Origin of the sequence: Enterobacter sp. PTB, from assembly GCF_051130085.1 — a bacterium.
In the GTDB taxonomy this organism is placed as follows: domain Bacteria; phylum Pseudomonadota; class Gammaproteobacteria; order Enterobacterales; family Enterobacteriaceae; genus Enterobacter; species Enterobacter ludwigii.
The window spans coordinates 223,874-246,547 of the sequence record NZ_JBDKEE010000004.1 but is presented as its reverse complement, the minus strand read 5'-3'; the positions used below and the strand labels follow the sequence as shown (position 1 = coordinate 246,547).

Here is a 22,674-nt window from a genome sequence, read left to right as displayed (position 1 = left end):
TAAAAATGAAACAACAAAAAATAGGCTACCGTTTTCCTCATAATCGCTTGGTCGCTGGTTCAAGTCCAGCAGGGGCCACCAAATTTAGCTGTAGAATCAAATGATTAAGCCACTCTATTGAGTGGCTTTTTTATTGGTTTTTTGAGCCGGTGGCGCAGTCGCTAACCGTGGGTCTGCGAAGCCGTTCGGACACGCTCAGCGGCGCCAGGTGTCGCAATCAGACGCTCCACGGACTCCATCGTCACGAACGTACAGCTGCAGTCCACATTGGTGCACTGGTGATAGCGCTCTTTGGTATTTTCACTTAAATAGCGACTGGTACGCGCATGCGCGGAATGCTTGCACTTAGGACAATGAAACATGTACCCCTCCACGTAATTCACAATTTGTGAATTTATAATACCCAAAAAGAACTCAATAGCAAATACATTACTCATTTTCGATAGAAAATTTTTCATCGGCGACGTTCAGCTCAAGCTTAAGTTGCGTGGTAAATCCACTCTCGCTGAGAGTATGAACCACCTCGTTGATAATCCACGCCTGCTCGTCAATGACCCGTTTAAAGCCGTTGACCAGCACCGGCGTTTCGGGATACAGATCGGCGCGTCCCAGCGCCAGCTGGATAGAAAAATTCACGGTACCCCGCTGAAGCGCGCGCCACTTCGCCTCTGCAGCCCTGAGCGCCTGCTCTTCAGAGGCATAAACCGTGGTGAGCTCAAAAACGTTTTCCGCCGATCCCACCAGCCTCTCTTGCGGCTTCTCTGCCTTGCCTCCTGCTCCCGCTACCGGTGTAGCGGCATCCGGGTGCTGTAGTCCTTCTGTCGGCTGCCCCCCGGGCTGACGATTAATACTCAATTGAGTATTTTGTTGTTTTGGGTCACGCGTTTGCAGCCATTTGGCCGTCACGCCGGAATAATTTTCACGGTCAGCGACGGAAAAAAGGTGCCGATCGCCATCTCCACGCTCAATCATCATTAAGGGAAGCGGTGTGCCACTGGCCGTCACGGCATGGCCCGCTTTCATAAAAATAACCTTCCCGGCTTTGATTGAAACAAATGCACCATTACGTTCGGCCAGGCGGGAGAGAAACGCCGCGTCAGTCTCCTGAGACTGATCGATATGAGAAATGGCGATGGATGCAAGTCCCGCCCCGACGCTGGCGGTAAACCGGTTACGCTGAGCAATGGTGTTGACTATCGCGCCGATCGTCGTGTCATGCCACGACTGTTCGCGCCGCACGTTGAGCTTCCCACGAAAATCGGCGCTGCATCCTCGGATGGTCAGCGTGTCCGGCGTGCCCCGGAATTCAATCGCATCTATCGTAAAGTCCCCTTTCGGCTGGAGCGGTGTTCCTTCCCATCCCAGCCATAAGGACAGTCTTGCCCCCCGGGCAGGCAGGTCTAACAACCCGTCGGAATCATCCAGTAGAATATCCAGCTGATCGGCTTCCAGCCCACGTTTGTCGGTCATGGTCAAACTGATAAGACGATGGCTGAAATTTTGCGTGATATCGCGCTCGTCAAGCTTAAGCATAAAATCAGGGGCGATTTTCCCACCCGCCCGGATATTCATTTCGGTGATCATCCCACCAGCCCTCCAATGCTATTACGTGCGCTTTCCACCAGCTCTGAGGCTTGCGTTCTCAGGTCGCCAAACGTCGTCATCAGCGATTCGTCCACGCGTTTCAGTACCAGGGTAAAATCAATTTTCCGGGCAGTGCCATCGCTGTAAAAATCCGAATGCGTATGCGTGACTTTCTCAATGATAAACATGCCGTGAATGATGCCGGTACCGTCTATCAACGGCCATGCCCGCCCTTCATTCGCCATCAGCTCAACCGCCTTGAGAGAAAGCCGCCCTCCCGTGAGTTCCGGGTAAAGTAATCCGGAAAGGTTAAAGGATGTCTCACCTTCGCCAAGGTACTGCCAGGCTTTGGGTTTCCCGATGCGTTCGTTGGATGCCCAGCGGTAGTCTTTTGTAAATACCATTGACTGATACGGTAAGGTTCGTCGTTCAAAGACAAACAGACCCAGCACCATTAACATTTTCTCTCTCCTTAACCATACATAAAGCTGGATTGCTGCCGTCTCGCTTTTTCCTGCTCACTGCTCTCTATAGCCTCCCGGATTTGACGAGTCAGATCCGTTCCGGAGGCTGCGCTTCCCTGCAGCGTGAAGTTGTATTCACTTTTACTCTGATCGATGTAAGAACGCCCTCCCGCTGCTGCCATCGGCTGGTATCCCATGAAGCCGCTGTAAACAGGTGACGCCGGGTCCCAGGCACTGCCGGCGTCAGCAGAGGAGGTGCCTTCTTTCGGTACAGCCGAGTCGATATTGCCCGACTCTTTTTTTATGACGCCGAGTTTCTCCAGCAGCCAGCTGGCCTTGCCGCGCAGGCTGTTAAAGAGATTTAGCGGCGCCATTAGCGCATCTCCCAGCGCCTGACCGAACGCCACGCCGACATTTTTGCAGCTGTCGAGCGTTTCCTGCGTCGCCTTAATCGGCGCAATCAGATCGATGAACCACTGCCAGATCCCGCCCAGTTTTTCTGAAATGAAACCAAAGGCCTGTAACAGCGGAGAGAACAGCTCGCCCAGCGGCGCGAAGGCCGCAGAAAGCCCCTCAATCACCCCGCCAAAGAAGGCGCTAATGGGCTCCCAGTATTTAAGAATCAGTAAAGCGCCGGCGGCAATTGCCGCTCCGAGAGCAATAACGGGCCAGCTCAGGGCGCCCAGCACCGTCATGATGCTCCCCCCCACTACGCTGAATACCGTGCCCAGCATCCCGGCAGCGGTTATCACCAGATTCAGGCCTGACACAATGGGGGCGACCACCATACCTAGCGTGCCCAGGACACCGGCAAAGGCTTGTGCGCCCATAACCACGCTGACCAGGGCTTGCGTTAGTGCAGGGTTAGCATTGACCCAGAGAGAGAGCGTACTAAGCCATCCGGTCGCGGTTGAGATCAGCGTGCGCAGGGCACCATCGGCCTTATCAAAGACATCAATCTTCAGGCCGTTTAATGCAGCCTGGAACTTGCTGATATCACCCTCGAGGTTATCGCCCTGAACCGAGGCTGTCAGCGCGGTGCTCCCCCTCGCGCCCTGGAGTGTCTGGCGCTTGTTATCCAGAGTTCCATTCCCAGCCGCTGAAACCAGTACGCCTGCGCCTTGCATCGCATCCGCACCGAAAATGGCCTTCAGGTATTCAGTTTGTTGAGCCGCACCGATTTTGCTGTTTTCGAATGAGGCAGAGATCGCCTTGAGGATATTCTCTGTCGGCAGTGGATTACCCTCGCCATCCCGGGTTTGCACCTTCAGTTCATTCAGCGCTGCAGAACGCTGCCCATCCGGCGTCTGCAGGCGGCTCAACATGGCGCTAACCTCTGCGCCGGCATCTGCCCCTTTCATCCCCTTTTCCATCAAAATACCAAGCAGCGCGGTGGTCTCCTCAAGGCTGGCGCCGGCTTCTCCGGCGGCAGGTGCGGCGGATGCAACGGCGGTACTCAGTTCGGTGAGACTGGTATTTGACGCAGTGAAACCGCGGGTAAGGACATCTGCAACGCGTTCAACATCCGTATTCGCCAGGTTAAACGAGGCCTGCGTGCTGCGGATGATGTCGACCGCTTTGGCGGCATCAATATTCCCAGCGAGGCTGAGGTTGACCGTCGGCACAGTGGCGGCCACCACCCCGTCGGCGTCATAGCCTGATCGGGCCAGCTCGCCCTGCGCCCGGGTGACCACATCTGTAGAGGTTCCTGTACTGACGCTGACTTCCCGTGCCTGCTGGCGAATGGCCTCCAGCCTGGTATCCCCCTTCTGCAGACCCAGGCTTGCCTGTATGGCAGACATCTGCTTTTCAAAACGGATGCCTGGGGCAATAAAGCGGGACGTCTGATTAAAGCCCGCCTTTGCCATTCCTGCGCTCACATTAGCAAACTGCTGCACACCTGCGGCAAAACGTTTGCCAGACTCGTAGCGGTTCTGGACGGTATTAAGCCGCTCCTGTTGCTGATTGACCCTGGCAAGCGCCTCTTTATGTCGATTTAGTTGTAGCGTTTTTTCGCTGATACCCTGTCTTAAACGACGCTCATCTGACGACAGCGTGCGCGTATTAATCCCTGCCTGCGCCAGCTCACCGCGCTGGCGCTGCACTGACTGGCGTAAATTGTTGTACTCAAGCTTAAGCGCAGCGGCAGATTGGCGGGCTGCCGCCAGCGCATCCGCCTGGTCACGGGTTGGGTTCTGGGTGTTTTTGAGCTGGAGCGCCAGCTCCGCGGTCTGCTGTTTCGCCCGGGCAAGAGACTGCCCCGTCACGGCGAGCTGTTCGTTGGCTTTTCTGAAGCCGTTAATGCGGCCCGCCTGTTCATCAAGCGCGCGCAACGCCGCCTCAGAATCGCGGATACTGGCCGCGAGAGAGAGACTGGCGTTCTGGATAGCGTTAAGCGGTCGGCTTGCCCGGTCGACTGCCTTAAGCAACTCCTGAAGTCTGACATTATTACTCATGGTAGTTTCCGCTTCGCTGCAGCGCCTTTTCGCGCCATATAAGGAGTTCGGTCATGCTCAGCGAGTACAGCTCTGACGGCGGCCAGTGAAAGATCACCGCGATATCCGCCATCAGATCATCGACCGACAGGTTTTCGGGAAATGTTAGCGAGCCGAAGCCGGTGACAAAAAACCGATCACCTTGCCCGCAAAAGAGAGCAGATCGGAAGCATCCAGACGCGCAATCTCATGCTCGGTCAGGGCCGGCGAGGTCATTCGCGGCAGCACTTTAATCAGCGCATCGACGTCAGATTGTGCCAGCGACGCCAGCGATACCCCACGCAGAGTCCCCGCGTTGGGTTTTACGACGGTCACCTTTTCGATTTTTTGCTCGCCGCGCAGAACGGGGGTGTCGAGCGTAATGGTGTTCGGGTTTTCGCTTTCGTTAATGACGGTCTCGTTGATATTTTCCATTTCTTTACTCTTCAGAAAGTTAACTTACCGGCCGGCAGTCCCGGCCGGTTAAAGGTTTACAGGCCAATCGCCTTACGGTGTTCCGCCAGACGATCGACGCCGTCGACTTTCAGCACCATGTTGATGATGTCAATTTCGATGATCTCTTTGCCATCGATGGTCAGCTGGTAGTAAGCGCACTCGGTGGACATCTTGGTGGTGCCGCTCTCGCCCTGCTTGTTTTCACCACCATCAAACTCTTTATGACGGCCTCGCATGACGATTTCGACGGCGGAGATTTCGCCCGTGTCGTCACGCTGGAAGGAGCCGGTAAAGCGCAGAGGCACGCTGTCCGCGCCCGGAGAGGCATACTGTGCCCACAGCGCGACGTCCGGCAGACCGCCAATGGTCCACTCAAGCGCCAGGGCATCATCGTCCAGGCCGAGGTCGACAGAGACCGAGCCCGGCATACCGCCGCCGCGATACTTCTCCAGTTTGCGGGTGAGCTTCGGTAAGGTGACAGACTCAACAACGCCCATATAGCTCAGGCCATCGTTGAACATGTTCAGATATTTAAGTTTGCGTGGTAACGCCATGCTTCAGCTCCTTAGCTGTTAACCGAATCGGACAGATCTGCCAGATAGGTATCGGTGATGCGCTGGCGCAGGGTCAGGTTCTCCAGCGGCGGGACAGGGGTGTAGTCGTAATCGATGTACAATTTCCCCGCTTTCAGGGTCGATGCATCATTTGATTCCGGGTCATACCAGCAAGTGCCATCAACGATATAGCCGTTGGTTTTCAGCTCACGGAATTTGGCATTGATACCGGAAACGATGTCGCGGATGAGCGTTGGCGTAATGGGTTTATCCATTGCCCATGCGTGTGCTTCGGCCATGGTATCGGCCAACACCTGCGCGGTACGGGTGTAGTTTTCAAAGACGAAGAGCGGATCGTCTGAACAGGTACGGTTGCCCCAGAATTTGAAGCCGTCGTTACGAATAAGCGTGGTGACGCCGGCCTGGTTAAGCAGGTTCGCATCGGTCGCTTGTTCCTGCAGATCCCAGGACACGGAGGCACTTACACCTGTGACACCGTTAACGCCGATGTTGGACAGGGTTTTGTGCCAGCCAATCGTCTGGTCGATTTTGGCGCGCAGGCCGAGAGCTCGTGCAGTGGCCCAGGCGTGGGTCGTCGTGTTGGTGGTGGTATCCCACGCCAGAAAATCAGGGTGAATCACCATCAACTCGCGCTGACTGAAGTTTTTGCGGTAATCGATAGCGGCTGAAATGGTTTTACAACCCCATGCACTGACATAGCCAAACGCGCGCAGGCTCTGGCACATGGCGGCCAGCGCGGTCGCCACTTCCTGAGAATCCAGCCCCGGAACACCGAGAATACGTGGCTTAACGCCAGTGACCGTTTTCGCGGTAAGGAGCGCTTTCAGACCGGTATATTTACCGTTTTCATCGGTTGTACCGATGATATTAGAGATAGTCTCTTTCTGTGCTTCCTCAGCGGTATCAGCGGTGCCTTCAGCGACACGTACGACAACAACAACCGGTTTACACTGATCGGCAATCGCCTGCAGGGAAGCGGACAACGTCCCCATTTTCCCGGCTTTCGCAATCGCGGTTTGCACGTTGGTAATGAGCACAGGCTCGTTTAAAGGAAATGTCTTGTCGTCCGCATCGCTGGCCGTACAGACCATGCCGATGATTGCCGTCGAGACGGTGGAAATGGTGCGGGTGCCATCGTTGATTTCGATGACTTCCACGCCGTGATGATAGTCGCCCATCCGTTTAACTCCTTCGTTTAGTGGTGAGGCTATTGTCTGTGGCGCGCACGATTGATGCGACGTATTGGGGTTGGAGAAAGGATTACACAACAAACGAAAAACCCTCCGGATGGAGGGTTTGGGGTCAGGCAGGGCGTTCTGGCCATTCAATTTCTGGTGAAGTGCTGAGATCCAGCCGGTTTAGCATCACCCGATAGTGCTTCCAGAGCAACAGCGTGGCAGCTTCCTCGTCTGTTGCAATGCCGAGTTCTGAAGCGTCCTGAAGGGGGGCGATAGTATCCGAAGCTTCGGCAAGCAATTCACTTCTTCTGGTTTCCGCCTGTTGAATTAATTCCTCCCTTGTCAACTGACGTGGAATAATTTTAGTGCCATTCCACACCCAGTCACCGTGTATATTCAGCCCTTCTGGCACTTCTGTTGGTTCGACTTCCGAAACAGACATCCCCAGAGGAAAGAGGCGATCAACCTGATGACTGAAAGAGCGAATAATATTATTTTTGTCAAAGCAAATCTTCAGTGTATCAGGCTGAAAACGTGACATATGGTAATACCAGTCCAGCCCCTCCTCTGATTGAATAAATATAGCATTAAACAAAAATTCTTTATATTCTGGTTCATATTGAACGAAATTTTTAAGTGTAATCATGCTGTATGACCTACCGTAATCCATCCAATATTAGACATGTATTTTTGAATCGGACGATAAAAAATAGTATCCCCGCCGGGGTTTTGACCTTCTGCATTCCATCCAGTCATTGCGCATCCAGCCGGAACCCGTTGCCAACCGTTTTGCATAATTATGAATGACCCTTCTGCCCCCATTGCTACATCTCGAACAAAGTATTGCAACGTCCAGTCTTGCCTTGCATAAGGACTTAAATCCTGTTGTGGAGGTGGGTTATTTGACGAGTAAACTCGTACCGCTCCGCCTGATTCAAATAAACCCTGCCCGGCAACAATATTGCCACCGCTAGTAACTTGCCCTGGGGCATCAAAATTACCGTTAATATCAAACAGAAAATTAACACTATTCCTGGCATCGCCAGTTAAATTGATAATCGCCGCTCCAAAAGCGTTGGTGCCAGTGCGATAAACGCCAAAACTTATCGCTGTTCCATAACCATGACCGACAGTTTCCGAAAAGCCCTTAATTATCGGTAGATAAATAGAAGTACCGTTAGGAGATTGATATCCTTTTGGCATCAAAAATGGTGCAGCATTGTTTTGATACTGATCAGCAAAAGCGCCAGAGCCGTACCAACCTGTGGGATTCGTCTGGTAATAAGTTGCATCTGACAAGTACGAAACACTTCCGCCATGATTAGTGATGACCTTTGTCCAGCCCCCCCAGACATTGTTATCGCCATTAAGGGAGCGGAATTTAAGCTGTTTACCACCATCACCATAAGATGCAGCATACTGCACCCGATAACCGCTAAGCCCACCAATATCGAGGATAGTTGCCTCATAACCTGGTGAATTTGTTGCATTCGAATAACAAAAGCTAACTGAATTGGATGGCAGAGCATCGGCATTTGAAAGTCCCGTGCTGGCTCTCGCAGACACTCCTCTGATAGCAACTGCACCACCATTTACCAGCACCCGACCTGGAGTAATATCGTCTGGAGCTTCCTGTATGTTTTTGGTTGCTGCCGTACCCAGGCTGCTTTTTAGTTTTGAGAGGTCATCGCCAACTATTTTCACAGCCTTAGGTGTTGCTGCAAGAGACTCGGATACACTATCAATTGTGCTACTGAGTTGAACAATACCCTTTTGTCCTGTAGTGGCGTCCTGAGCCGTGTATTTCCCGGCTGCAAGATCATAGGCGGCCTTGACCGCTTTCGGTGTTGCGGCGAGTGCCTCAGACGTACTGTCGGTCGAACTGCTGAGTTGTGTAAAGCCTTTATCCTTGGTCGTGGCATCCGGATGACGGCGGGATTGTTCATGCTCTTCAAGCTTCTCGTCTACATACTCCTGCGTCGCCATGACCATAGAAGTATCTATTGAGAGCTCGACCGAGGCGATATCGCTGACCATGATCACCATCCTCACAGTCTGCGCGCGACCTGAGCCTTCATCCAACAATGGCTTGTAACTTTCAGCCATGTTCCCGACAGCAATTAGCGTCCCGGTGTCATCATAAAGCCCCATTTCTCGCATCCAGAAACCGCCTGTTTCGGGAGGAATGAGGAGTTCTGCGATCACATAGTTCCGCTTTTTGTTGTCCTGACTGATTTTATTCAAGGCATGACGCCAGACTTCATTCACAAGCCTGGTCTGACTGGCATCCGGCATCGGCAACGTGCCGCCGCCATCACCCACCGCCATCGCCGTAAAATTCACTTTCTTCCCGTTCGGGACGGTTGCGGCAGCCAGTTTTTCGGCGCCGGCTTTGGTGATAACCGTTTTATACTTCACTGTCATTGTGCTCTCACTTATCCGGGGTAAACCGTGATGATGTCGCCGTCATAGCTCAGGGCACCGGTATAGAGATAGCCCGGAACGTCCTGAATGATATTGAGGCCGATAAGATGTCGGCTGGCAGGCTTTGCATCAGCAATAAGCCGCTCCATTTCGTAATACATTTCTTCGGTGATGCCGGTTTCCAGCACGCCAATGTCCAGGCGAAACGTGCCTGCCGGGTCGTTGGTTTGCCACCACTCCGTCACGTTGATCAGATAGCCAAGTGGCTCCACCACGCGGCGTACTGCGCCGATCGTTCCTTTGTGTGCATGGATAAACCATGCATTGCGGATAACATCGCGCTTGGTGGCTTCCGGCCAGTTTTCATCCCAGCGGTCAACCGAAAACGCCCACGCCAGCCAGGGCAACAGATTTGCCGGGCAGGTGTCGGCATTCCAGAGGTGACGAAGCGGGACGGGGGTATTCTCAATGTCGGCACAGGCGCGCGCCGCCGCGACCTCAAGCGGCGACGACCCCACCGGTAACAATCGGGTATTACTCATCGTTTCCCCCAACGGTTACGCTGTACTGGCTGCACCATGAGGCCTGGGTTTCATCAAGCACAATATCGGCCGCAGGCGCGGTCAGTTCGACGCGTTGTACACCCTCAACATGCAGTGCAGCGTAAATGGCGGACTTACGAATATCCCGCCCGAGCCGGTGCTGTGCCGTTATATAGGCCTGCAGCCGGGCCCTTGCCGCGTTGAGCACTGGCTCGCTTTCGGGACCTGGGAAGAGGAAAAGAGAAGCCGCAATGCGGTAGTCGACAATGCTGGCGGACTGAACGGTCACACGATCGGCAACGGGCCTGACGTCCTCATCGTTCAGCGCGTTGCGCACAATGGCCAGCAGCTCTTCAGACGCCACGCCGTTATTCTCCCGAGACAGCACGGAGACGGTAACGTTCGCAGGCTGAGGACTGATGACAGAGATGTCCGCCACCCGGCCATCCGCGCTGCGGCCATGGAACTGATAAGCCCCCGTCGATCCCGCCACGCTCAGCCCTTCCGGGGCTTGCTGGATGCGCAAACGAAAGTCGGTGTCAGACTCCATCACTGCCGGCGTGGGCGGAAACGTCGTGTCGTCGGCAGGCGTTATCACCAGACGCGCAAGGTTAGCGTTAGCTCCAAGCTGGTCGAGATCGCTACCGGTGGCGTAGGCCAGCATGACCGCACGCGCGGCCTCGTTAACGCGCTGGCGCCAGATAACTTCCCGATACGCATTCTCCTGCAGCAGTTTCACAATCGGTTCTGACTCAAGCGTCAGCGTTCGTGCAATTGCCTCCTGCTCTTCTTCAGGATAGAGCGAGACAAAAGTGGCCTTTCGTTCTGCCAGCAACGTTTCGTAATCCACCTCCTCCACGACATCCGGCGCGGCGAGCTGGCTCAGATCAACAATAGCCATAGCGTTTAACTCAATGAAATAGTGATAGAAAAGGAATGTCCGGAGGTCTGGCGGGTGCCGGTGAGATCGACATACAGCGTCCCGTCATTCTCCGAACGTTCGAAAGTGATAGCCGTCAGGCTGATCCGCGGCTCCCATTTCTGGATAGCGGAGTAACATGCGGCCATGATTTGCAGGCGCAGCGCCGGACTCTGCGGCCTGTCGATCATTGCCGCCAGCAGTGAACCGTACTCGCGGCGCATCACCCGCGAGCCAATCGGCGTGACCAGAATGTCCCGCACGCTTTGTCTGATATGTTCAGCCTCTGAAATGCTGAGCCCGGTCTGACTGTTCATTCCCCTGTAGCGCACCGTCATTGCGTCCCCTTAGTCCAGCTTCCGCCGCTTTGCACACTGCCGTGAGCATGGTTGTCCACCTGCACCCCATTGGAGGTGAATTTACCGCCGGAATGCTCAATATTGCCGGCCATTACCCCGCCCTTCTGCACTTCAAGAGAGGCGGTAATTAGCTTGTTGGTACACACCACCTCAGGTGTATCCAGGGTGATGCGCGTCTCAGACTTCACCAGGACCACCGGTACGGTGGCGGTGAGTGATTCAGAGGCTGTGATGTCAGCCGTTTTAATGCCTGTGGCCGTGAGTGCTCCGCTCCCGGGCTCGTACTCGATAACCGCCCCATCAGGGAACGAGACGTGGAGTGCGTCAGGGGAACCTGACGGCGCCGGGTGGTCATCGGAAAAGATACCTGGCAGCACGAAGGCGGTATCAAGCTCACCGCCGATGGCCAGCAGCAGCACTTGTTCTCCCTCGGACGGCGCCCACCACACGCGCGAACGGCCGGCGCGACAGGTCAGCCAGTTCAGCCAGGTGGTTTTCATCCCTCCGGACTGGACGCGGCAGAGCCCTCTGTTGAGGTCAACATCGGTGACAACACCGATACGAATCAGGTTACGGATCGCGCGAGCGATACCGTGCATGGAAGTGAGTGTATTCATGAGAAGAGAATGCCCTTCAGGGGGATCGGCAGCAACGAGACGGAGTTTTATGCGGGATGAAACAACAATCGTTCACGCTGATGGCTGGACAGCCATCAGCGTGGTGAACTTACGCTTTCCACTGACTGACCAGTTCACCGTTGATATACAGCTCCAGCGGACGTGTGACGGGCTCTGGCAACGGCGGCTCCGGGGAATAGGTGGCATGCAACGTTCCCTGCTCCTGCGAAACAAGAATGCGCTCGGTGAGCTGCAGGCTAAAGCTGATATTCACCGTACCATCGTCGTTGAAAGTGACGCCAAAGAGAAACCCGTTTTTTCGCCCGTCATCGAGGGTAAAAATATCTGGCTGGTTTTCACGCAGCCAGGCCAGTACCGGGACGAAGACCCCCTCGCTGTCGCCGGCGAAGCTACTGATATTCGCTTTCAGTTCATACTTTTTTTCAAAGGAGAGCGAGGACGCGAGGCGGGCGTCAATATTTCCGCTCCCCACCGACATCTGCAGATGATCAGGGTGATCGTTCAGTTGGGGAACGGCGTCAATTAATGCCTGACGCAGGCTGTTGAGTTTGTGCATCGAGTTTATCCTGACAGTCTTTTATGGTTTCGACCTGCAGCGCGCAGGCGATAAGGGCATGCTCAAGCCGACGAATATCAGCACTGAGATCGCCGTTGGTGATGGGCTCACTTCCCGGCATCGGACAGGCGCTCACCTTCGGGCAGGCGTTGTAAACAATGTGCTGCGGAGGCGCAGGCGGCGCGGGTGTGCAACCTGCGCACAGCATCAGGCAGCTGAGCGTTATACCAGCGGCGTAACTCTTCATTTTCATTTACCCATTTCCCGATAGCCGCTTCGCGTCGTGCCATCTCCTCGCCTACGGCAGCAAGATCCTCGCGGAGCCTGACTTGCGCATCTTCGTTCGACCTGGCAATCCGCTGTGCTTCGGATAACTGCTGAAGCAGCGTGTTGATTGTGTTTTTTTGATCGCGGGCGATCTGGTTGGCTTTAGCAAGAGAGCAGGACAGGTTCACGTTGTCATGACGAAACCACAGCGTGATGGCCAGCAGAACGGCCAGTACCAGCAGAAGAGGTTTCATGGCATCCCCTTCAGGCACCAGGCCTTCTCACGAGCTCGACGGTTTTCCAGTCCGGCATTTTTGACCCCATTGACGTACACCCAGCGGGTAAGCTGATTGCACGCCTGCGGCCACTGTTTACGCTTAATGAATGACACCAGCGTGGAACGGCAGGCAGCCCCTGTTCCAACGTTAAAGGCAAAACTCACCAGCGCATCATAGACACGGGGCGGCATCTCCACCGGTGCGCATACCGCCAGCCGTCTTTCAACGTTCATCACGTCGGCAACAAGGTTCGCTGCCGCCTCACGCTCTGTAATTTCCCGTCCCGGCACGACGCCTGACGTATGGCCAATGCCTGATGTCCATACGCCCGCACTGCAACGATAAGGCGACAGGCGACACCCTTCGAGATCAGCAATGAGCGCCAACCCCTCCGGTGAGGTGTTCAGTAACCGGAAGTCAGGCATCAGCACCGCCAGGGCCAGTACGCCCGCGGCGCTGCAACGCTTAATGATTGAGTTCACGAATACTCTTCTTATCGAGTCCAAGAGAGGTCAGATAGCGATAGGTTTTCCGCTTAAACCAGTAATTCGTCAGCGCGGTAAAAATGGCGCAGAGGCTTCCCACGTATAGCGCGACTTTTTCAGGAGACATCGCCCCGAACCAGGCCAGCGCTACGGCCAGCCAGTAGGCGATAAACGTGGTGATTTTCTCAAGACTCAGTCCCATAGGTTCACTGATTCTTTAGTCGGTGCGCTATCAACCTCTGGCATGTCTATCGGCGTGCCATGAGGTAAGATGACCCCCAACTCCGCGAGGCCAGAATTGGCGTTCAGAACGGTTTCAACCACCCCTGCCGTGCGCCCATAATAACGGGCACAGATGGCATCAAGCGTGTCCCCCTGCATTGCATAGATTTTCATCAGACGCTCCCAACATCCGGATTTCCAGGTACCGTTGAGTTTCCAGCGCTGGCGTCCTTTTTGCTATCACTGCAGGATGGACAATCGCGGACACAACAGACTGCCCGCGAGATGGCAGAGGGCCTAGCGCCAGCTCTCGTCTTCCCAGACTTCCCGGAGGATATTGTCCAGCGCTTCGCGATCGGCCTCTCTTTCAATCCCCTGCAACTCCACGCCGGTCATGGATCCTTTTTTGACGGTAACCAGCGTTGACGGAAACACGGATCTTATCCTGCGGGTTAATTCGTCCTGAAACGCCTCCACGACGGACGGACCAATAAGCTGATCCTTATCCAGGGTAATGTTCACCCGCACGCTGGCCTCTTTTTTGATTCTGTCCGGAACGGGTGATGCCGAGAAAACCACGGTAAACGCGTTGTTCCTGATTAAATTTCCTCTCGCAATCTCAGCGATCAAATTCAGGGCAATTTCACGATCTCTTTCCTGACACGTTCCTTCTGTCGTCAGCCGCGCAATCATCTCGACGCGTTCAATCATGACTTGCTCGTTCAACTCTCTGTCCACACAACCTCCACCACGAGATACTGTATAAACATACAGTAGCATGTATTCATAAAAAGAGTGAAGCAAAAAATCAGAACCATGCGAGGTATGTACATGATATCGATGAAGATTAGCGAATCCCTTTGCTTATCAGATGCGTTAAATACCTTATACGTTCAAGGATTTTCCGGGCCTTTTGCTGATAAGACGGTGCCGCAGGAAATAGCGATCCGTCTGCAGATCCCCGGCACCATTTGTCGTTAAAACGGCTAATGCCCCCCGCCATAAGATGCAGGGCTTCCCCCCGGCTGATCGTTATTCCGGTGGCGAGCCGTATCTCATCAATCACTCTCTCTGCCACTCCGTTCTGCGGATCCTTGTCATAGACAAAGGGAGTCTTTGCAACCGGTCTGGGGAGGGTTATGCGTGCGGCTAACGCGCGTCTCGCACGCCGGCTGAGGGGTTGAGAGACGTCGCTCACCGTACAGTTATTGACAGAACTCCAAGAACGCGCAGCGGTGCCGTTAAGGTCAACGGCCAAATCAACGGCACGCTTCGGCACAATTTTCCACTGCGTGAGCCGGGTCAAAATCGGCGAGCCCGGGCCGAGTGCGGTGTCGTAAACGCCGCGAATACAGACTCGTTCTTCGCCGTACTGATTGTATTCGGCACGGGGCTCATACAGCGTGCGCACCTGCAACGCATCCCGACGAACAAACGGTCCTCCCTGTGCATTGACGTATCCTGCCCAGTCTCCGGCGTCCGCGGCGTCATGCGCTGCCGCAAATTCTACGCTCAGACCGTGTGCGGCCTGCGTATCAGTCAAACGGCGCAGCTCACGGTAGACGGTCACCGGTGCACCGCCGATAAACTGAAACTGACGGATATGCCAGCGCGCCGCTCAGGCCGAAACAGCAGATGCAGTCACTTTAAGCAACTCGCCGCTTTCGTGATCTGTCTCGCCATCAAGGGCATAGCCGTCGATATTCTTGGAGATGTATTTAGCGATATAACCGGTGGCACTGCCCTTTTGCGGGTCTATAGCTTCAGCGTGAAAGCGAGCTTTTCTGGCGTTATCGCTTTGCAGTTCAAAAGCGTCTTCCTCCTGTGTGTATTCCTCCATAATGCGGCGAACGCGCTCAACGTTTTCGGGCAGCATGAACATCAGCATGTGCCAGTGAGGCGTACCGTCATGGTGGGGTTCAGCAACGCGGATGCCAAACAGACGAATCGCCTGCCGGTGGAGTTTTGCCCGGATCCGCGCCCACAGTTTTGTCAGGTAGCTTTGTGTATCCGCAGGGCTCGCCCCGTTCCATTTACCGTTACGATAGCCGGTGTTCAGGGTGGCGTGATATTTCGACGGCGCGGTTAAGGTATAGAACTCGCCCACATAGCCAAGCTCATGGCAGATATTTTCAAACCCGCGAATGCGGGTCATCAGTTCGCAGCGACGTATCGCGGGATTGGCCACCGAGCCATCGTGCCTGGCAATCAGGCTTATACGGTTGCCCTCTTCATCCTCCAGTTCCAGACCTTTAAGAAATTCACGCGTGCGCCGCTTCTGTTCACGCCAGTCAGTGATGCAGCGTTTACTCGCATAGGCAGACTTCTTTTTGCTGACGTTTCCGAGTGCAATCTGCACATGCTCACGCCAGGCGGCCGCCATGCGACGCAGTCGTCCACGCCACCAGTCTTCGGAAAACATGCGGATCACCGCTGGCGCAATGTCCTCTTTGTTAAAGAGTATCTTCGACACGCGCTCCCAGTGAGGAGGCAGTACATTGAACTGGCGGGTGATTAATCCAGCGCGCTGATACCAGACATGAAGGGTTTGAAATTCGCCGAGGCCAGCGTCATTGATATTCGCCAGCTCGGAACGAATAAAGCCAGCGATGTCAGCGGCCAGCAAATCAATATCGGCGCGGGACATATCCGGGAGACGGTTGAAGCGGGCAATCAGCGTAACCATCCGCGATGCAAGATATTGCGAAAGCGGCGTGTCGAAGTGTCCACCAAAAACGGCGGTGGAGACGTTACGGTCAACACCTGAACAGGCATACCGTGCCGAGACCTGCTGCAGACGTGGTAATACCCTGTTGCAGAACCGAATCAAAAAGGCATTGGCTCGCAGGCTGCCCTGATGGAGTTCAAGAGCATCAACCGTGCGCCAGACGTCAAAACGCACGCAGTCAGGCTGCAGAGCGAGCGCTTTTCTGGCTTGCTGCAGCGCCGCGAACAGACGGTCGCGACGCTGTAATTGGGGGTGAGTCAGGTAGGGGCTGGCAATAGCCGATCGGGGTTCATTCCACGGATAAGCAAATGACATCACCAACTTATCCTCCCCGGAAATGTTTGTTTTTCAGCTCCGTTATCTCCTGGCAAGTGACGCATAAGGCCACTCCAGGTAACGCCTTTCGCCGCGCCTCGGGGATGGGGATGTCGCACTCCTCGCAGGTAAAACGCGAGGGCGATGCGCATCGCTGGCGGGCGCTATTAATATGACGTTCGCGATCTTCAAGCTCACGCTCCTGCGCCAGATCGATAAAATCGGCCATCAGTGCAGCTCCTGGGATTCGCGTTCGTAACGGGCAGCCTCGTGACACAGCAGTTCCGCTGCGTCTTCGCCACACATTCCGGTCTTATAGATGTGACTGGCTAATGCCTCCAGACGCAGGGAGACGGCGAGTGCGCGCGCCCTGCGCTCCTCCATCTTCGCCTGCACCAGCAGGCGCTGGAGTTCCTCGCGCCCGTTCAGAAAAGTGCGGTTTTCGCTATTTCGCATCACTCATTCTCCTTAATTCAGGCAATAAAATGCCCGGCGGGTTTACGCCATTACGTTTTGGGGTGGATTAAAGCGGCATGGTCAGCCGTTCAGGAAATAAACTCACGACTGCACGGAAATGATTCATGGCTCCGATAAGCGCTCTTTTCTCCTCAGTCGTCAGCTCGTTGATACCGCATTCGTGACGGGCGGCGGGTAATTTAGCCAGGAAAAAGATGGCCGCCAGCGCCCTGTTATTCTCCTCAAAACTGGGATCGCGCTTATCACGCATCTCGGCCAAAAACCGCGCCAGCGCTTTCTCGTTATCGCCCCAGTACCTGGCACGCAGTTCGGCCACGTGATTAAGCCCGGAAAGACGTGCCCCCACCTTGAGTGGGACCGTTGCACGTGTCGCTTCTATTGCCATAACGTCCCTCGCGTTGATTCACACTGTGTGAATTACTCACCCGTAACGGGTTGAAAACGGGATTGGCCTACGCGTTACGCCGCTTTCCAGCGCAGCGAACTGCGCCAGCCTAACGACAGGGCTGGCACTTTGATGATTGCGATTTCAGAAGCCATGTTGCATGATTCCCATTTTGATAATGTCTGCAATCATTAGCCTCTGTTTGCCAACGTCTGCCGCTGATTGCCCGAATTCGCATTGATACTAATACCCAATTGAGCATTAGTAAATACCCAAAGGAATATATTTTGATTTTAGATTCTCAAGTGAATAATGAAGAGTTACTCGATAGAATCTGTCAGGTATATGGTTTTACCCAAAAAATCCAGCTGGCCCGGCACTTCAATATTGCCGCCAGTTCCCTTCAGAACCGCTACGCGCGCGGCACCATCTCCTACGACTTCGCGGTACAATGTGCACTGGACACAGGGGCCAGCCTGCGCTGGTTGATGACCGGACAGGGTGCCCAGTTTGAAGGTAACCCTGCGCCTGGCGATCCCGTTGCTGTTGTAACATTCACTCTCAGTGATGGTCAGCTGGAAGAAAATTCCACTTTGAGTATCGATTCACATCTCTTTAGCAAACCGCTCACTCGCGGTATCGCAGTCCGGTCTGAGGCAAAGCTCCACTTTGTTGAAAAAGGGGCGTCATTAACCGACGGGCTATGGCTGGTTGAGATTGAAGGCACTATCAGTCTTCGTGATTTAACCCTGCTGCCGGGGAAAAAACTCCACGTCGCGGGCGGCAAAGTCCCCTTTGAATGCGGTATCGATGAGATAAAAACAGTGGGCCGTGTGGTGGGCATCTACAGCGAGGTGAACTGATGGCGGGTCGTATGGTACATATGGTACGTATGGCATCATTCGATTTCGCTATGCAGGGCATTCAGCCTTAGGTATTCCTTCAGGACTGGCAGAACAAGAACCGGGGCCAAAGCTCCCCCCGCCAGCCTTTCGGCTTCCTGTTCGTGCCACTCTTCTTCACAAACCCTAAAAACTAAAGAAATCCCCCATCGCGCCGATCATCATCCGTGTGTATTATTTCCTGTAGCGTTTACAACAATTAACCTTAACTCAAATACTTAAGCGCCAAAGCGAAAGGCATCATGAGCACACCGATCAAACGGCTAGAAATCATAAAAAATGCGATTGAACTGGAAGACGACGACATCATCCAGAGCCAGCTGACACGGCTGAAAAATGAAGCGTTTGACGATGAGCTACAGGCAATCGTCGCGGCGCTTGAGCAGAAAAACTATACCGTGGCCATGGCGGCGATCGCTGCCTGGCTACAGGGCCAGCGCGCCATGACGCAATGGCGTGACCCGCAGGTGGCGGCCAGCAAGATGGAGCTAAAAGCGCTGGAAGAGCGCCTCAGGGATTTGATTGACCGTCGCAATGCCCGCGTGCAACAGCTCGATGAATTCAACGATCTCTATTTCTCCCGCCTCGGACCGCTGATGCAGCAGATCCTCGCCCTGCGTAAAACGCTGGCGGAGCTGAACCTGCGACGTCAGCAGGCGGAGGCGCGTCGACGTGAGGAAGACTACCGTCGCTGCCAGCGCTATATGGCGCAGGCGATGGAGGTGCTGGCGATGCTGACCCAGCGCTGGCGCGATTTGCCTGCGGATTCCGTACAGGCCGCCGAGGCGCGTAAGCAACTGCAGCAGCAAAGCAATCTGATTGCTAACCTGCTGGCCGAAGCGCTGGAGCTGGAGAGTGGCTTAACGCGCGAAGAAGAGCCTGCACGTCAGGCGCGCGACGAGGCCAATGAAGAGTACGAGAAATACCGCGAGCAGCATCACGATGCCGAAATGCGTCTGCGTAAAGGCAAGAACCTCTCCGAGGAAGATCAGAACGAACTGAAGCGTCTCTGGCGTCAGGCGAGCAAGCTCTGCCATCCGGACCTGGTCGCTGACGATCTGAAAGAAGAAGCCAACGCGATGATGGTGCAACTCAACCAGGCCAAACAGCGTGGTGACGTTAAAGCCATTCGTTCGCTGGTGGCACGTCTGCAGCAGGGCTTTGAGCCGCTGATGGCCAGCGACAGGCTGAACGATCTGGAACGTATCCGCAAAAAAATGGCGCAGGTTCGCGAGCAGATTGACACGTTAGTGAACGAGCTGGCGGAGCTGGAGAAAGAGGAGTCCTGGCTGCTGGTCTCGTCGCTGAGCAATATGGAAGCCTACTTTGCCCAGCAGGAGAAGGCGCTGCACGACGTTCGCGCCTCGCTCGAACATCAGGTGAGCGAAGCGCAGCTGGAGTCCGCAGCCTGATTATTTAGCGTGCCAGTATGCACTGGCACGCACCAGCTGCTGGTCGATTGCGTCGGTTTCAAACTGACGGCTCAGGTTTTTCACCACCTTCCCTTCCCCGGTCAGCCAGATAAAATAATCTTCCGCAGGCACCGTCAACGCCGCCAGACGCTCGGCCACCGTCTGTTCGCTGTGGCCGACAACCCAGGTGATGTTGAACGCGCTCAGATGGGCCAGATAGTCCTGATACGACGCATCACCGACCGTCACCACCGCATGAATGTCCGGGCGAACCGGCAGTGTTGCGATGCTTTCCAGGCGACGACGCAGCGCGGGCATGCCAGATTCATCGCACACATACAGTTGCCAGGCATAATCTTCCGGCACAACCAGCGAACCGCGCGGGCCGCCAATCGTGAGCGTGTCACCCACTTTTGCCTCTGTCGCCCAGTGGCTGGCAACGCCGCCATCGTGTATGAAGAAATCGAGCACCAGCTCATGCCGTTCGGCATCGTACAGAGGTGTATAGTCTCGCGCCTGCGGACGCACACCGTCGCCCCAGTCGATACCTTCATCGGTAACAACCGGTGGTACAAAGGTCGCCCCCGGGGCCGGGAAAAACACTTTTGTGTGGTCGTCGAAACCGCGAGAGCTAAAGCCCTCCAGCGCCTCGCCGCCTAAAACAATGCGCTGGAAACCTGCGCTGACACGCTCAACGCGAAGCACGTCCAGCTTGCGAAAACGGAGATCATTACGAACACGTTGTGGGTAACGGGTGGATTTCATGGTGAGACCCTTCTCAGGTGAATACGATATATCTAAATTAATTTTAAATGATAATGATTGCTAATCAGCAAGAATGCAAGATCTTTTAGATTGCATCTGAATATATCTAAGATATAGTTTAGATATATCAATTGAAGGAATGAGTATGCGAAACGAACACGACGGCGGCGGACGCCGACCACGCTTTTTTGGTCACGGCGATCTGCGTCTGGTGATACTGGATATCCTGACCCACAACGCGAGCCATGGCTACGAGTTGATCAAGGCGATCGAGAACATGACGCAGGGGAATTACACCCCAAGCCCTGGCGTTATCTACCCGACCCTCGATTACCTTCAGGATCAGACCTATATCACCATCACCGAAGAAGAGAATGGCCGCAAGAGAATTGCGATTACCGTGGCCGGCCAGCAGTGGCTGGATGAAAATCAGGAGCAGCTGGCGCAAATTCAGGCGCGTATTAAAGCGCGCTCCGTCGGCTTCCAGCTGAGAAAAAACCCGCAAATGAAGCGGGCTCTGGATAACTTCAAAGCGGTGTTAGACCTGAAGGTGAACCAGGGCGAACTCAGCGATGCGCAGCTTAAGCAGATCATCGGCGTGATCGACCGCGCAGCGCTGGAGATCTCCCAGCTGGATTAAGCCAGTACGCGATCGCTCACGCGGAAGACGCGGACAAGGTCTTTCAGGTGCATCGCCTGTTCGTTCAGGGACGCTGCTGCCGCGACAGACTCCTCCACCAGGGCGGAGTTCTGCTGCGTGGTGGCATCAATCAGACCAATCGCGCTGTTAATCTGCGAGATCCCTTCCGTCTGCTCATGGCTGGCCTGGCGGATCTCACGCAGAATGACATCCATCTCTTCCACGTTGCCGACCATACCGTTAATCAACTCGCTCGCTTTCTCGACCAGGTTCATCCCGTCCTGCGTCTGGCTGGTAGAACTTTCGATCAGCTGACGAATTTCACTGGCAGATGATGCACTCTTCTGCGCAAGCTGACGCACTTCGCCCGCCACCACCGCAAAACCACGACCGTGCTCGCCCGCACGTGCCGCTTCCACCGCCGCGTTCAGCGCCAGAATGTTGGTCTGGAAAGCGATGGCATCGATCAGGTCGATGATGTCGGACATCCGGTTAGAGGTCTCGTTAATCAGGCGCATTTTGCTGGTGACCTGCTTCATCATCTCGCCGTTGTTTTTGACCACCATGGCGGCGTCCGCCGAGAGGTGAGTTGCTTCTCCGGTGTGTGAGGCGGTGTTTTTTACCGTCGCCGTGATCTGCTCCATCGAGGCAGCGGTCTGTTCAACAGAGCTGGCCTGCTCTTCGGTGCGCGCGGCAAGATCCTGGTTCCCCGCGACAATCTGCGCGGCGGCACTCGAGATATTCTCCGAACCGGTCTGGACCTGCTGCACAATGTCCAGCAGACGCGTTTTCATCTCCATCAGCGCATGCAGCAGCAGGCCGGTTTCGTCTTTACCGTGCGGCGTGATGCTGCCGGTCAGATCGCCTTCGGCAATGGCTTTTGCAAAATCCACCGCCTGGCCCAGCGGACGCGTGATTGAGCGCACGATAAACCAGCCAATCAGGCTGCCGGTCGCGACGCTAAAGAGCGTGATCAGGATCAGCAGCAGGCGGTTCGATTTGAAATCGCCCTCGACCTGCACTCCTGCGCTTTGCATTTCCTGGTTCTGAATCGCGATCAGCGCCTGCACGTTGGCTTTATAGGCCTGCTGTAGCTTCAGGGTGTTGGTCATCATCTCCTGAATAGCGCCCGCCCTATCGTTATTCTGCACCGCCTGCAAAATGCGATAACGCGAGTCCAGATACTGCTGACGCACGCCACGTATCTCAGCAAGAACCCGCTGTGAATCAGGATCCTGCAGCGCAGTATTTAGCTCGCCGAGGATCACCGTAATCTGTTCGCTGATCGCTTTAAGACGCTGCTGTGACTGCGCTGTATACGTTCCCTGTTCATCCAGTAACATCAGCTGCTGAGTGCCAATAAATTCCTGGAAGTTGTCGATTAACTGGTTCGCTTTTACCGTGGTCGGATAATCACGGGTAATGATGGATTGCATTCCGTTGTTCGCCCGGTTCAGGCTTAGCAAGGATAAACTCGCACTGACCACCATCAGGACAATAAAGAATCCAAACGCCAGAAATAATTTCGTGCCGATCTTTACGTCATGTAAGAACATATTTTCTCCATCGATATGATTATTTCTCAGACGATCACCGTTATCGGTAACGAAACCGCTAACTTTATGACTT

Annotated in this window: 29 protein-coding genes and 1 pseudogene; 3 read left to right on the top strand and 27 right to left on the bottom strand. The window is 54.7% G+C overall.

Translation table 11 applies throughout. From position 1 onward, the window contains the following. Positions 1–161: 161 nt before the first annotated feature. The 25 genes and pseudogenes from AAIR21_RS07175 to AAIR21_RS07055 form a co-directional block, all read right to left on the bottom strand. The gene (locus tag AAIR21_RS07175) at positions 162–362 is read right to left on the bottom strand and encodes an ogr/Delta-like zinc finger family protein (RefSeq protein WP_025202983.1); all 201 of its coding nucleotides are present in this window, start codon (positions 360–362) and stop codon (positions 162–164) included. Positions 363–429: 67 nt separating this feature from the next. Then, positions 430–1,584 carry a phage late control D family protein gene (locus AAIR21_RS07170; RefSeq protein WP_047366599.1) on the bottom strand — a complete coding sequence of 385 codons (1,155 nt, stop codon included), beginning with the start codon at positions 1,582–1,584 and terminating at the stop codon, positions 430–432. Continuing rightward, positions 1,581–2,045, bottom strand: coding sequence for a phage tail protein (locus AAIR21_RS07165; protein WP_014171677.1), 465 nt, complete (start codon positions 2,043–2,045; stop codon positions 1,581–1,583). The genes AAIR21_RS07170 and AAIR21_RS07165 overlap by 4 nt, the downstream gene beginning before the upstream one ends. 11 nt (positions 2,046–2,056) lie before the next feature. After that, complete coding sequence (locus AAIR21_RS07160) at positions 2,057–4,504, bottom strand: phage tail tape measure protein (protein WP_020883612.1); 2,448 nt, start codon at positions 4,502–4,504, stop codon at positions 2,057–2,059. Beyond that, positions 4,497–4,616 carry a GpE family phage tail protein gene (locus AAIR21_RS07155; protein ID WP_014171679.1) on the bottom strand — a complete coding sequence of 40 codons (120 nt, stop codon included), beginning with the start codon at positions 4,614–4,616 and terminating at the stop codon, positions 4,497–4,499. Before AAIR21_RS07155 ends, AAIR21_RS07160 begins: the two co-directional genes overlap by 8 nt. A gap of 32 nt (positions 4,617–4,648) precedes the next feature. After that, entirely contained in the window at positions 4,649–4,957 is a 309-nt protein-coding gene (locus AAIR21_RS07150; protein WP_020883611.1) for a phage tail assembly protein, read from the bottom strand. Positions 4,958–5,013: 56 nt separating this feature from the next. Then, the gene (locus tag AAIR21_RS07145; RefSeq protein ID WP_014171681.1) at positions 5,014–5,532 is read right to left on the bottom strand and encodes a phage major tail tube protein; all 519 of its coding nucleotides are present in this window, start codon (positions 5,530–5,532) and stop codon (positions 5,014–5,016) included. A gap of 11 nt (positions 5,533–5,543) precedes the next feature. Further along, on the bottom strand, positions 5,544–6,731 hold the full coding sequence (locus tag AAIR21_RS07140) for a phage tail sheath protein (protein ID WP_025202978.1): 1,188 nt from the start codon (positions 6,729–6,731) through the stop codon (positions 5,544–5,546). A 124-nt stretch (positions 6,732–6,855) separates the two neighbouring features. Then, positions 6,856–7,377, bottom strand: coding sequence for a tail fiber assembly protein (locus AAIR21_RS07135; RefSeq protein ID WP_020883609.1), 522 nt, complete (start codon positions 7,375–7,377; stop codon positions 6,856–6,858). Then, on the bottom strand, positions 7,374–9,155 hold the full coding sequence (locus tag AAIR21_RS07130) for a phage tail protein (protein WP_230391336.1): 1,782 nt from the start codon (positions 9,153–9,155) through the stop codon (positions 7,374–7,376). Before AAIR21_RS07130 ends, AAIR21_RS07135 begins: the two co-directional genes overlap by 4 nt. Before the next feature lie 11 nt (positions 9,156–9,166). Then, on the bottom strand, positions 9,167–9,697 hold the full coding sequence (locus AAIR21_RS07125; protein ID WP_032678995.1) for a phage tail protein I: 531 nt from the start codon (positions 9,695–9,697) through the stop codon (positions 9,167–9,169). Next, entirely contained in the window at positions 9,690–10,598 is a 909-nt protein-coding gene (locus AAIR21_RS07120; RefSeq protein ID WP_044866165.1) for a baseplate assembly protein, read from the bottom strand. Before AAIR21_RS07120 ends, AAIR21_RS07125 begins: the two co-directional genes overlap by 8 nt. A 5-nt stretch (positions 10,599–10,603) precedes the next feature. Further along, a complete protein-coding gene (locus AAIR21_RS07115) occupies positions 10,604–10,954 on the bottom strand; it encodes a GPW/gp25 family protein (protein WP_014171687.1) in 351 nt (116 codons plus the stop codon). Next, a complete protein-coding gene (locus AAIR21_RS07110) occupies positions 10,951–11,592 on the bottom strand; it encodes a phage baseplate assembly protein V (RefSeq protein ID WP_020883605.1) in 642 nt (213 codons plus the stop codon). Before AAIR21_RS07110 ends, AAIR21_RS07115 begins: the two co-directional genes overlap by 4 nt. 109 nt (positions 11,593–11,701) lie before the next feature. After that, positions 11,702–12,169 (bottom strand): phage tail protein, encoded by a 468-nt coding sequence (locus tag AAIR21_RS07105; protein ID WP_063156869.1) that lies wholly within the window; start codon positions 12,167–12,169, stop codon positions 11,702–11,704. Beyond that, a complete protein-coding gene (gene lysC, locus AAIR21_RS07100) occupies positions 12,132–12,377 on the bottom strand; it encodes an Rz1-like lysis system protein LysC (protein WP_072126476.1) in 246 nt (81 codons plus the stop codon). Before lysC ends, AAIR21_RS07105 begins: the two co-directional genes overlap by 38 nt. After that, on the bottom strand, positions 12,277–12,690 hold the full coding sequence (lysB, locus tag AAIR21_RS07095; protein ID WP_181010277.1) for an Rz-like lysis system protein LysB: 414 nt from the start codon (positions 12,688–12,690) through the stop codon (positions 12,277–12,279). Before lysB ends, lysC begins: the two co-directional genes overlap by 101 nt. After that, positions 12,687–13,196 (bottom strand): lysozyme, encoded by a 510-nt coding sequence (locus tag AAIR21_RS07090; RefSeq protein WP_020883601.1) that lies wholly within the window; start codon positions 13,194–13,196, stop codon positions 12,687–12,689. Before AAIR21_RS07090 ends, lysB begins: the two co-directional genes overlap by 4 nt. After that, the gene (locus AAIR21_RS07085; RefSeq protein WP_014171693.1) at positions 13,180–13,401 is read right to left on the bottom strand and encodes an HP1 family phage holin; all 222 of its coding nucleotides are present in this window, start codon (positions 13,399–13,401) and stop codon (positions 13,180–13,182) included. Before AAIR21_RS07085 ends, AAIR21_RS07090 begins: the two co-directional genes overlap by 17 nt. Then, a complete protein-coding gene (locus AAIR21_RS07080; RefSeq protein ID WP_020883600.1) occupies positions 13,392–13,595 on the bottom strand; it encodes a tail protein X in 204 nt (67 codons plus the stop codon). The genes AAIR21_RS07085 and AAIR21_RS07080 overlap by 10 nt, the downstream gene beginning before the upstream one ends. 123 nt (positions 13,596–13,718) lie before the next feature. Beyond that, positions 13,719–14,159, bottom strand: coding sequence for a DinI-like family protein (locus tag AAIR21_RS07075; protein WP_020883599.1), 441 nt, complete (start codon positions 14,157–14,159; stop codon positions 13,719–13,721). Between the two features lie 109 nt (positions 14,160–14,268). Next, positions 14,269–16,323: pseudogene (locus AAIR21_RS07070) on the bottom strand (replication endonuclease). A 148-nt stretch (positions 16,324–16,471) separates the two neighbouring features. Next, entirely contained in the window at positions 16,472–16,693 is a 222-nt protein-coding gene (locus AAIR21_RS07065) for a TraR/DksA family transcriptional regulator (RefSeq protein WP_020883597.1), read from the bottom strand. Beyond that, positions 16,693–16,920, bottom strand: a complete 228-nt coding sequence (locus AAIR21_RS07060) for a DUF2732 family protein (RefSeq protein ID WP_020883596.1) — start codon at positions 16,918–16,920, stop codon at positions 16,693–16,695. Before AAIR21_RS07060 ends, AAIR21_RS07065 begins: the two co-directional genes overlap by 1 nt. 67 nt (positions 16,921–16,987) lie before the next feature. Beyond that, a complete protein-coding gene (locus AAIR21_RS07055) occupies positions 16,988–17,326 on the bottom strand; it encodes a DUF5347 domain-containing protein (protein WP_040018793.1) in 339 nt (112 codons plus the stop codon). A gap of 287 nt (positions 17,327–17,613) precedes the next feature. Here AAIR21_RS07055 and AAIR21_RS07050 point away from each other — a divergent pair, with 287 nt between their 5' ends. Both AAIR21_RS07050 and AAIR21_RS07045 read left to right on the top strand, forming a co-directional pair. Next, on the top strand, positions 17,614–18,189 hold the full coding sequence (locus AAIR21_RS07050) for a phage repressor protein CI (RefSeq protein ID WP_183516717.1): 576 nt from the start codon (positions 17,614–17,616) through the stop codon (positions 18,187–18,189). Between the two features lie 281 nt (positions 18,190–18,470). Then, the gene (locus AAIR21_RS07045) at positions 18,471–19,640 is read left to right on the top strand and encodes a DNA repair protein (RefSeq protein WP_183516718.1); all 1,170 of its coding nucleotides are present in this window, start codon (positions 18,471–18,473) and stop codon (positions 19,638–19,640) included. Here the strand turns inward: AAIR21_RS07045 and AAIR21_RS07040 are convergent, their stop codons facing one another. After that, the gene (locus tag AAIR21_RS07040) at positions 19,641–20,405 is read right to left on the bottom strand and encodes a siderophore-interacting protein (protein ID WP_183516719.1); all 765 of its coding nucleotides are present in this window, start codon (positions 20,403–20,405) and stop codon (positions 19,641–19,643) included. 145 nt (positions 20,406–20,550) lie between these two features. Here AAIR21_RS07040 and AAIR21_RS07035 point away from each other — a divergent pair, with 145 nt between their 5' ends. Then, on the top strand, positions 20,551–21,045 hold the full coding sequence (locus AAIR21_RS07035; protein ID WP_032679005.1) for a PadR family transcriptional regulator: 495 nt from the start codon (positions 20,551–20,553) through the stop codon (positions 21,043–21,045). Here AAIR21_RS07035 and AAIR21_RS07030 read toward each other — a convergent pair. Further along, positions 21,042–22,601: a methyl-accepting chemotaxis protein gene (locus AAIR21_RS07030; protein ID WP_183516720.1), complete on the bottom strand. Its 1,560-nt coding sequence runs from the start codon at positions 22,599–22,601 to the stop codon at positions 21,042–21,044. The two genes, AAIR21_RS07035 and AAIR21_RS07030, sit on opposite strands and share 4 nt — an antisense overlap. Positions 22,602–22,674: the final 73 nt, after the last annotated feature.

What these genes read in the sequence shown, in the direction of transcription:
- AAIR21_RS07175 (WP_025202983.1), bottom strand. Translation starts at nt 362, where the DNA reads ATGTTTCATTGTCCTAAGTGCAAGCATTCCGCGCATGCGCGTACCAGT.
- AAIR21_RS07170 (WP_047366599.1), bottom strand. Translation starts at nt 1,584, where the DNA reads ATGATCACCGAAATGAATATCCGGGCGGGTGGGAAAATCGCCCCTGAT.
- AAIR21_RS07165 (WP_014171677.1), bottom strand. Translation starts at nt 2,045, where the DNA reads ATGTTAATGGTGCTGGGTCTGTTTGTCTTTGAACGACGAACCTTACCG.
- AAIR21_RS07160 (WP_020883612.1), bottom strand. Translation starts at nt 4,504, where the DNA reads ATGAGTAATAATGTCAGACTTCAGGAGTTGCTTAAGGCAGTCGACCGG.
- AAIR21_RS07155 (WP_014171679.1), bottom strand. Translation starts at nt 4,616, where the DNA reads ATGGCGGATATCGCGGTGATCTTTCACTGGCCGCCGTCAGAGCTGTAC.
- AAIR21_RS07150 (WP_020883611.1), bottom strand. Translation starts at nt 4,957, where the DNA reads ATGGAAAATATCAACGAGACCGTCATTAACGAAAGCGAAAACCCGAAC.
- AAIR21_RS07145 (WP_014171681.1), bottom strand. Translation starts at nt 5,532, where the DNA reads ATGGCGTTACCACGCAAACTTAAATATCTGAACATGTTCAACGATGGC.
- AAIR21_RS07140 (WP_025202978.1), bottom strand. Translation starts at nt 6,731, where the DNA reads ATGGGCGACTATCATCACGGCGTGGAAGTCATCGAAATCAACGATGGC.
- AAIR21_RS07135 (WP_020883609.1), bottom strand. Translation starts at nt 7,377, where the DNA reads ATGATTACACTTAAAAATTTCGTTCAATATGAACCAGAATATAAAGAA.
- AAIR21_RS07130 (WP_230391336.1), bottom strand. Translation starts at nt 9,155, where the DNA reads ATGACAGTGAAGTATAAAACGGTTATCACCAAAGCCGGCGCCGAAAAA.
- AAIR21_RS07125 (WP_032678995.1), bottom strand. Translation starts at nt 9,697, where the DNA reads ATGAGTAATACCCGATTGTTACCGGTGGGGTCGTCGCCGCTTGAGGTC.
- AAIR21_RS07120 (WP_044866165.1), bottom strand. Translation starts at nt 10,598, where the DNA reads ATGGCTATTGTTGATCTGAGCCAGCTCGCCGCGCCGGATGTCGTGGAG.
- AAIR21_RS07115 (WP_014171687.1), bottom strand. Translation starts at nt 10,954, where the DNA reads ATGACGGTGCGCTACAGGGGAATGAACAGTCAGACCGGGCTCAGCATT.
- AAIR21_RS07110 (WP_020883605.1), bottom strand. Translation starts at nt 11,592, where the DNA reads ATGAATACACTCACTTCCATGCACGGTATCGCTCGCGCGATCCGTAAC.
- AAIR21_RS07105 (WP_063156869.1), bottom strand. Translation starts at nt 12,169, where the DNA reads ATGCACAAACTCAACAGCCTGCGTCAGGCATTAATTGACGCCGTTCCC.
- lysC (WP_072126476.1), bottom strand. Translation starts at nt 12,377, where the DNA reads ATGCTGTGCGCAGGTTGCACACCCGCGCCGCCTGCGCCTCCGCAGCAC.
- lysB (WP_181010277.1), bottom strand. Translation starts at nt 12,690, where the DNA reads ATGAAACCTCTTCTGCTGGTACTGGCCGTTCTGCTGGCCATCACGCTG.
- AAIR21_RS07085 (WP_014171693.1), bottom strand. Translation starts at nt 13,401, where the DNA reads ATGGGACTGAGTCTTGAGAAAATCACCACGTTTATCGCCTACTGGCTG.
- AAIR21_RS07080 (WP_020883600.1), bottom strand. Translation starts at nt 13,595, where the DNA reads ATGAAAATCTATGCAATGCAGGGGGACACGCTTGATGCCATCTGTGCC.
- AAIR21_RS07065 (WP_020883597.1), bottom strand. Translation starts at nt 16,693, where the DNA reads ATGGCCGATTTTATCGATCTGGCGCAGGAGCGTGAGCTTGAAGATCGC.
- AAIR21_RS07060 (WP_020883596.1), bottom strand. Translation starts at nt 16,920, where the DNA reads ATGCGAAATAGCGAAAACCGCACTTTTCTGAACGGGCGCGAGGAACTC.
- AAIR21_RS07055 (WP_040018793.1), bottom strand. Translation starts at nt 17,326, where the DNA reads ATGGCAATAGAAGCGACACGTGCAACGGTCCCACTCAAGGTGGGGGCA.
- AAIR21_RS07045 (WP_183516718.1), top strand. Translation starts at nt 18,471, where the DNA reads ATGAGCACACCGATCAAACGGCTAGAAATCATAAAAAATGCGATTGAA.
- AAIR21_RS07040 (WP_183516719.1), bottom strand. Translation starts at nt 20,405, where the DNA reads ATGAAATCCACCCGTTACCCACAACGTGTTCGTAATGATCTCCGTTTT.
- AAIR21_RS07035 (WP_032679005.1), top strand. Translation starts at nt 20,551, where the DNA reads ATGCGAAACGAACACGACGGCGGCGGACGCCGACCACGCTTTTTTGGT.
- AAIR21_RS07030 (WP_183516720.1), bottom strand. Translation starts at nt 22,601, where the DNA reads ATGTTCTTACATGACGTAAAGATCGGCACGAAATTATTTCTGGCGTTT.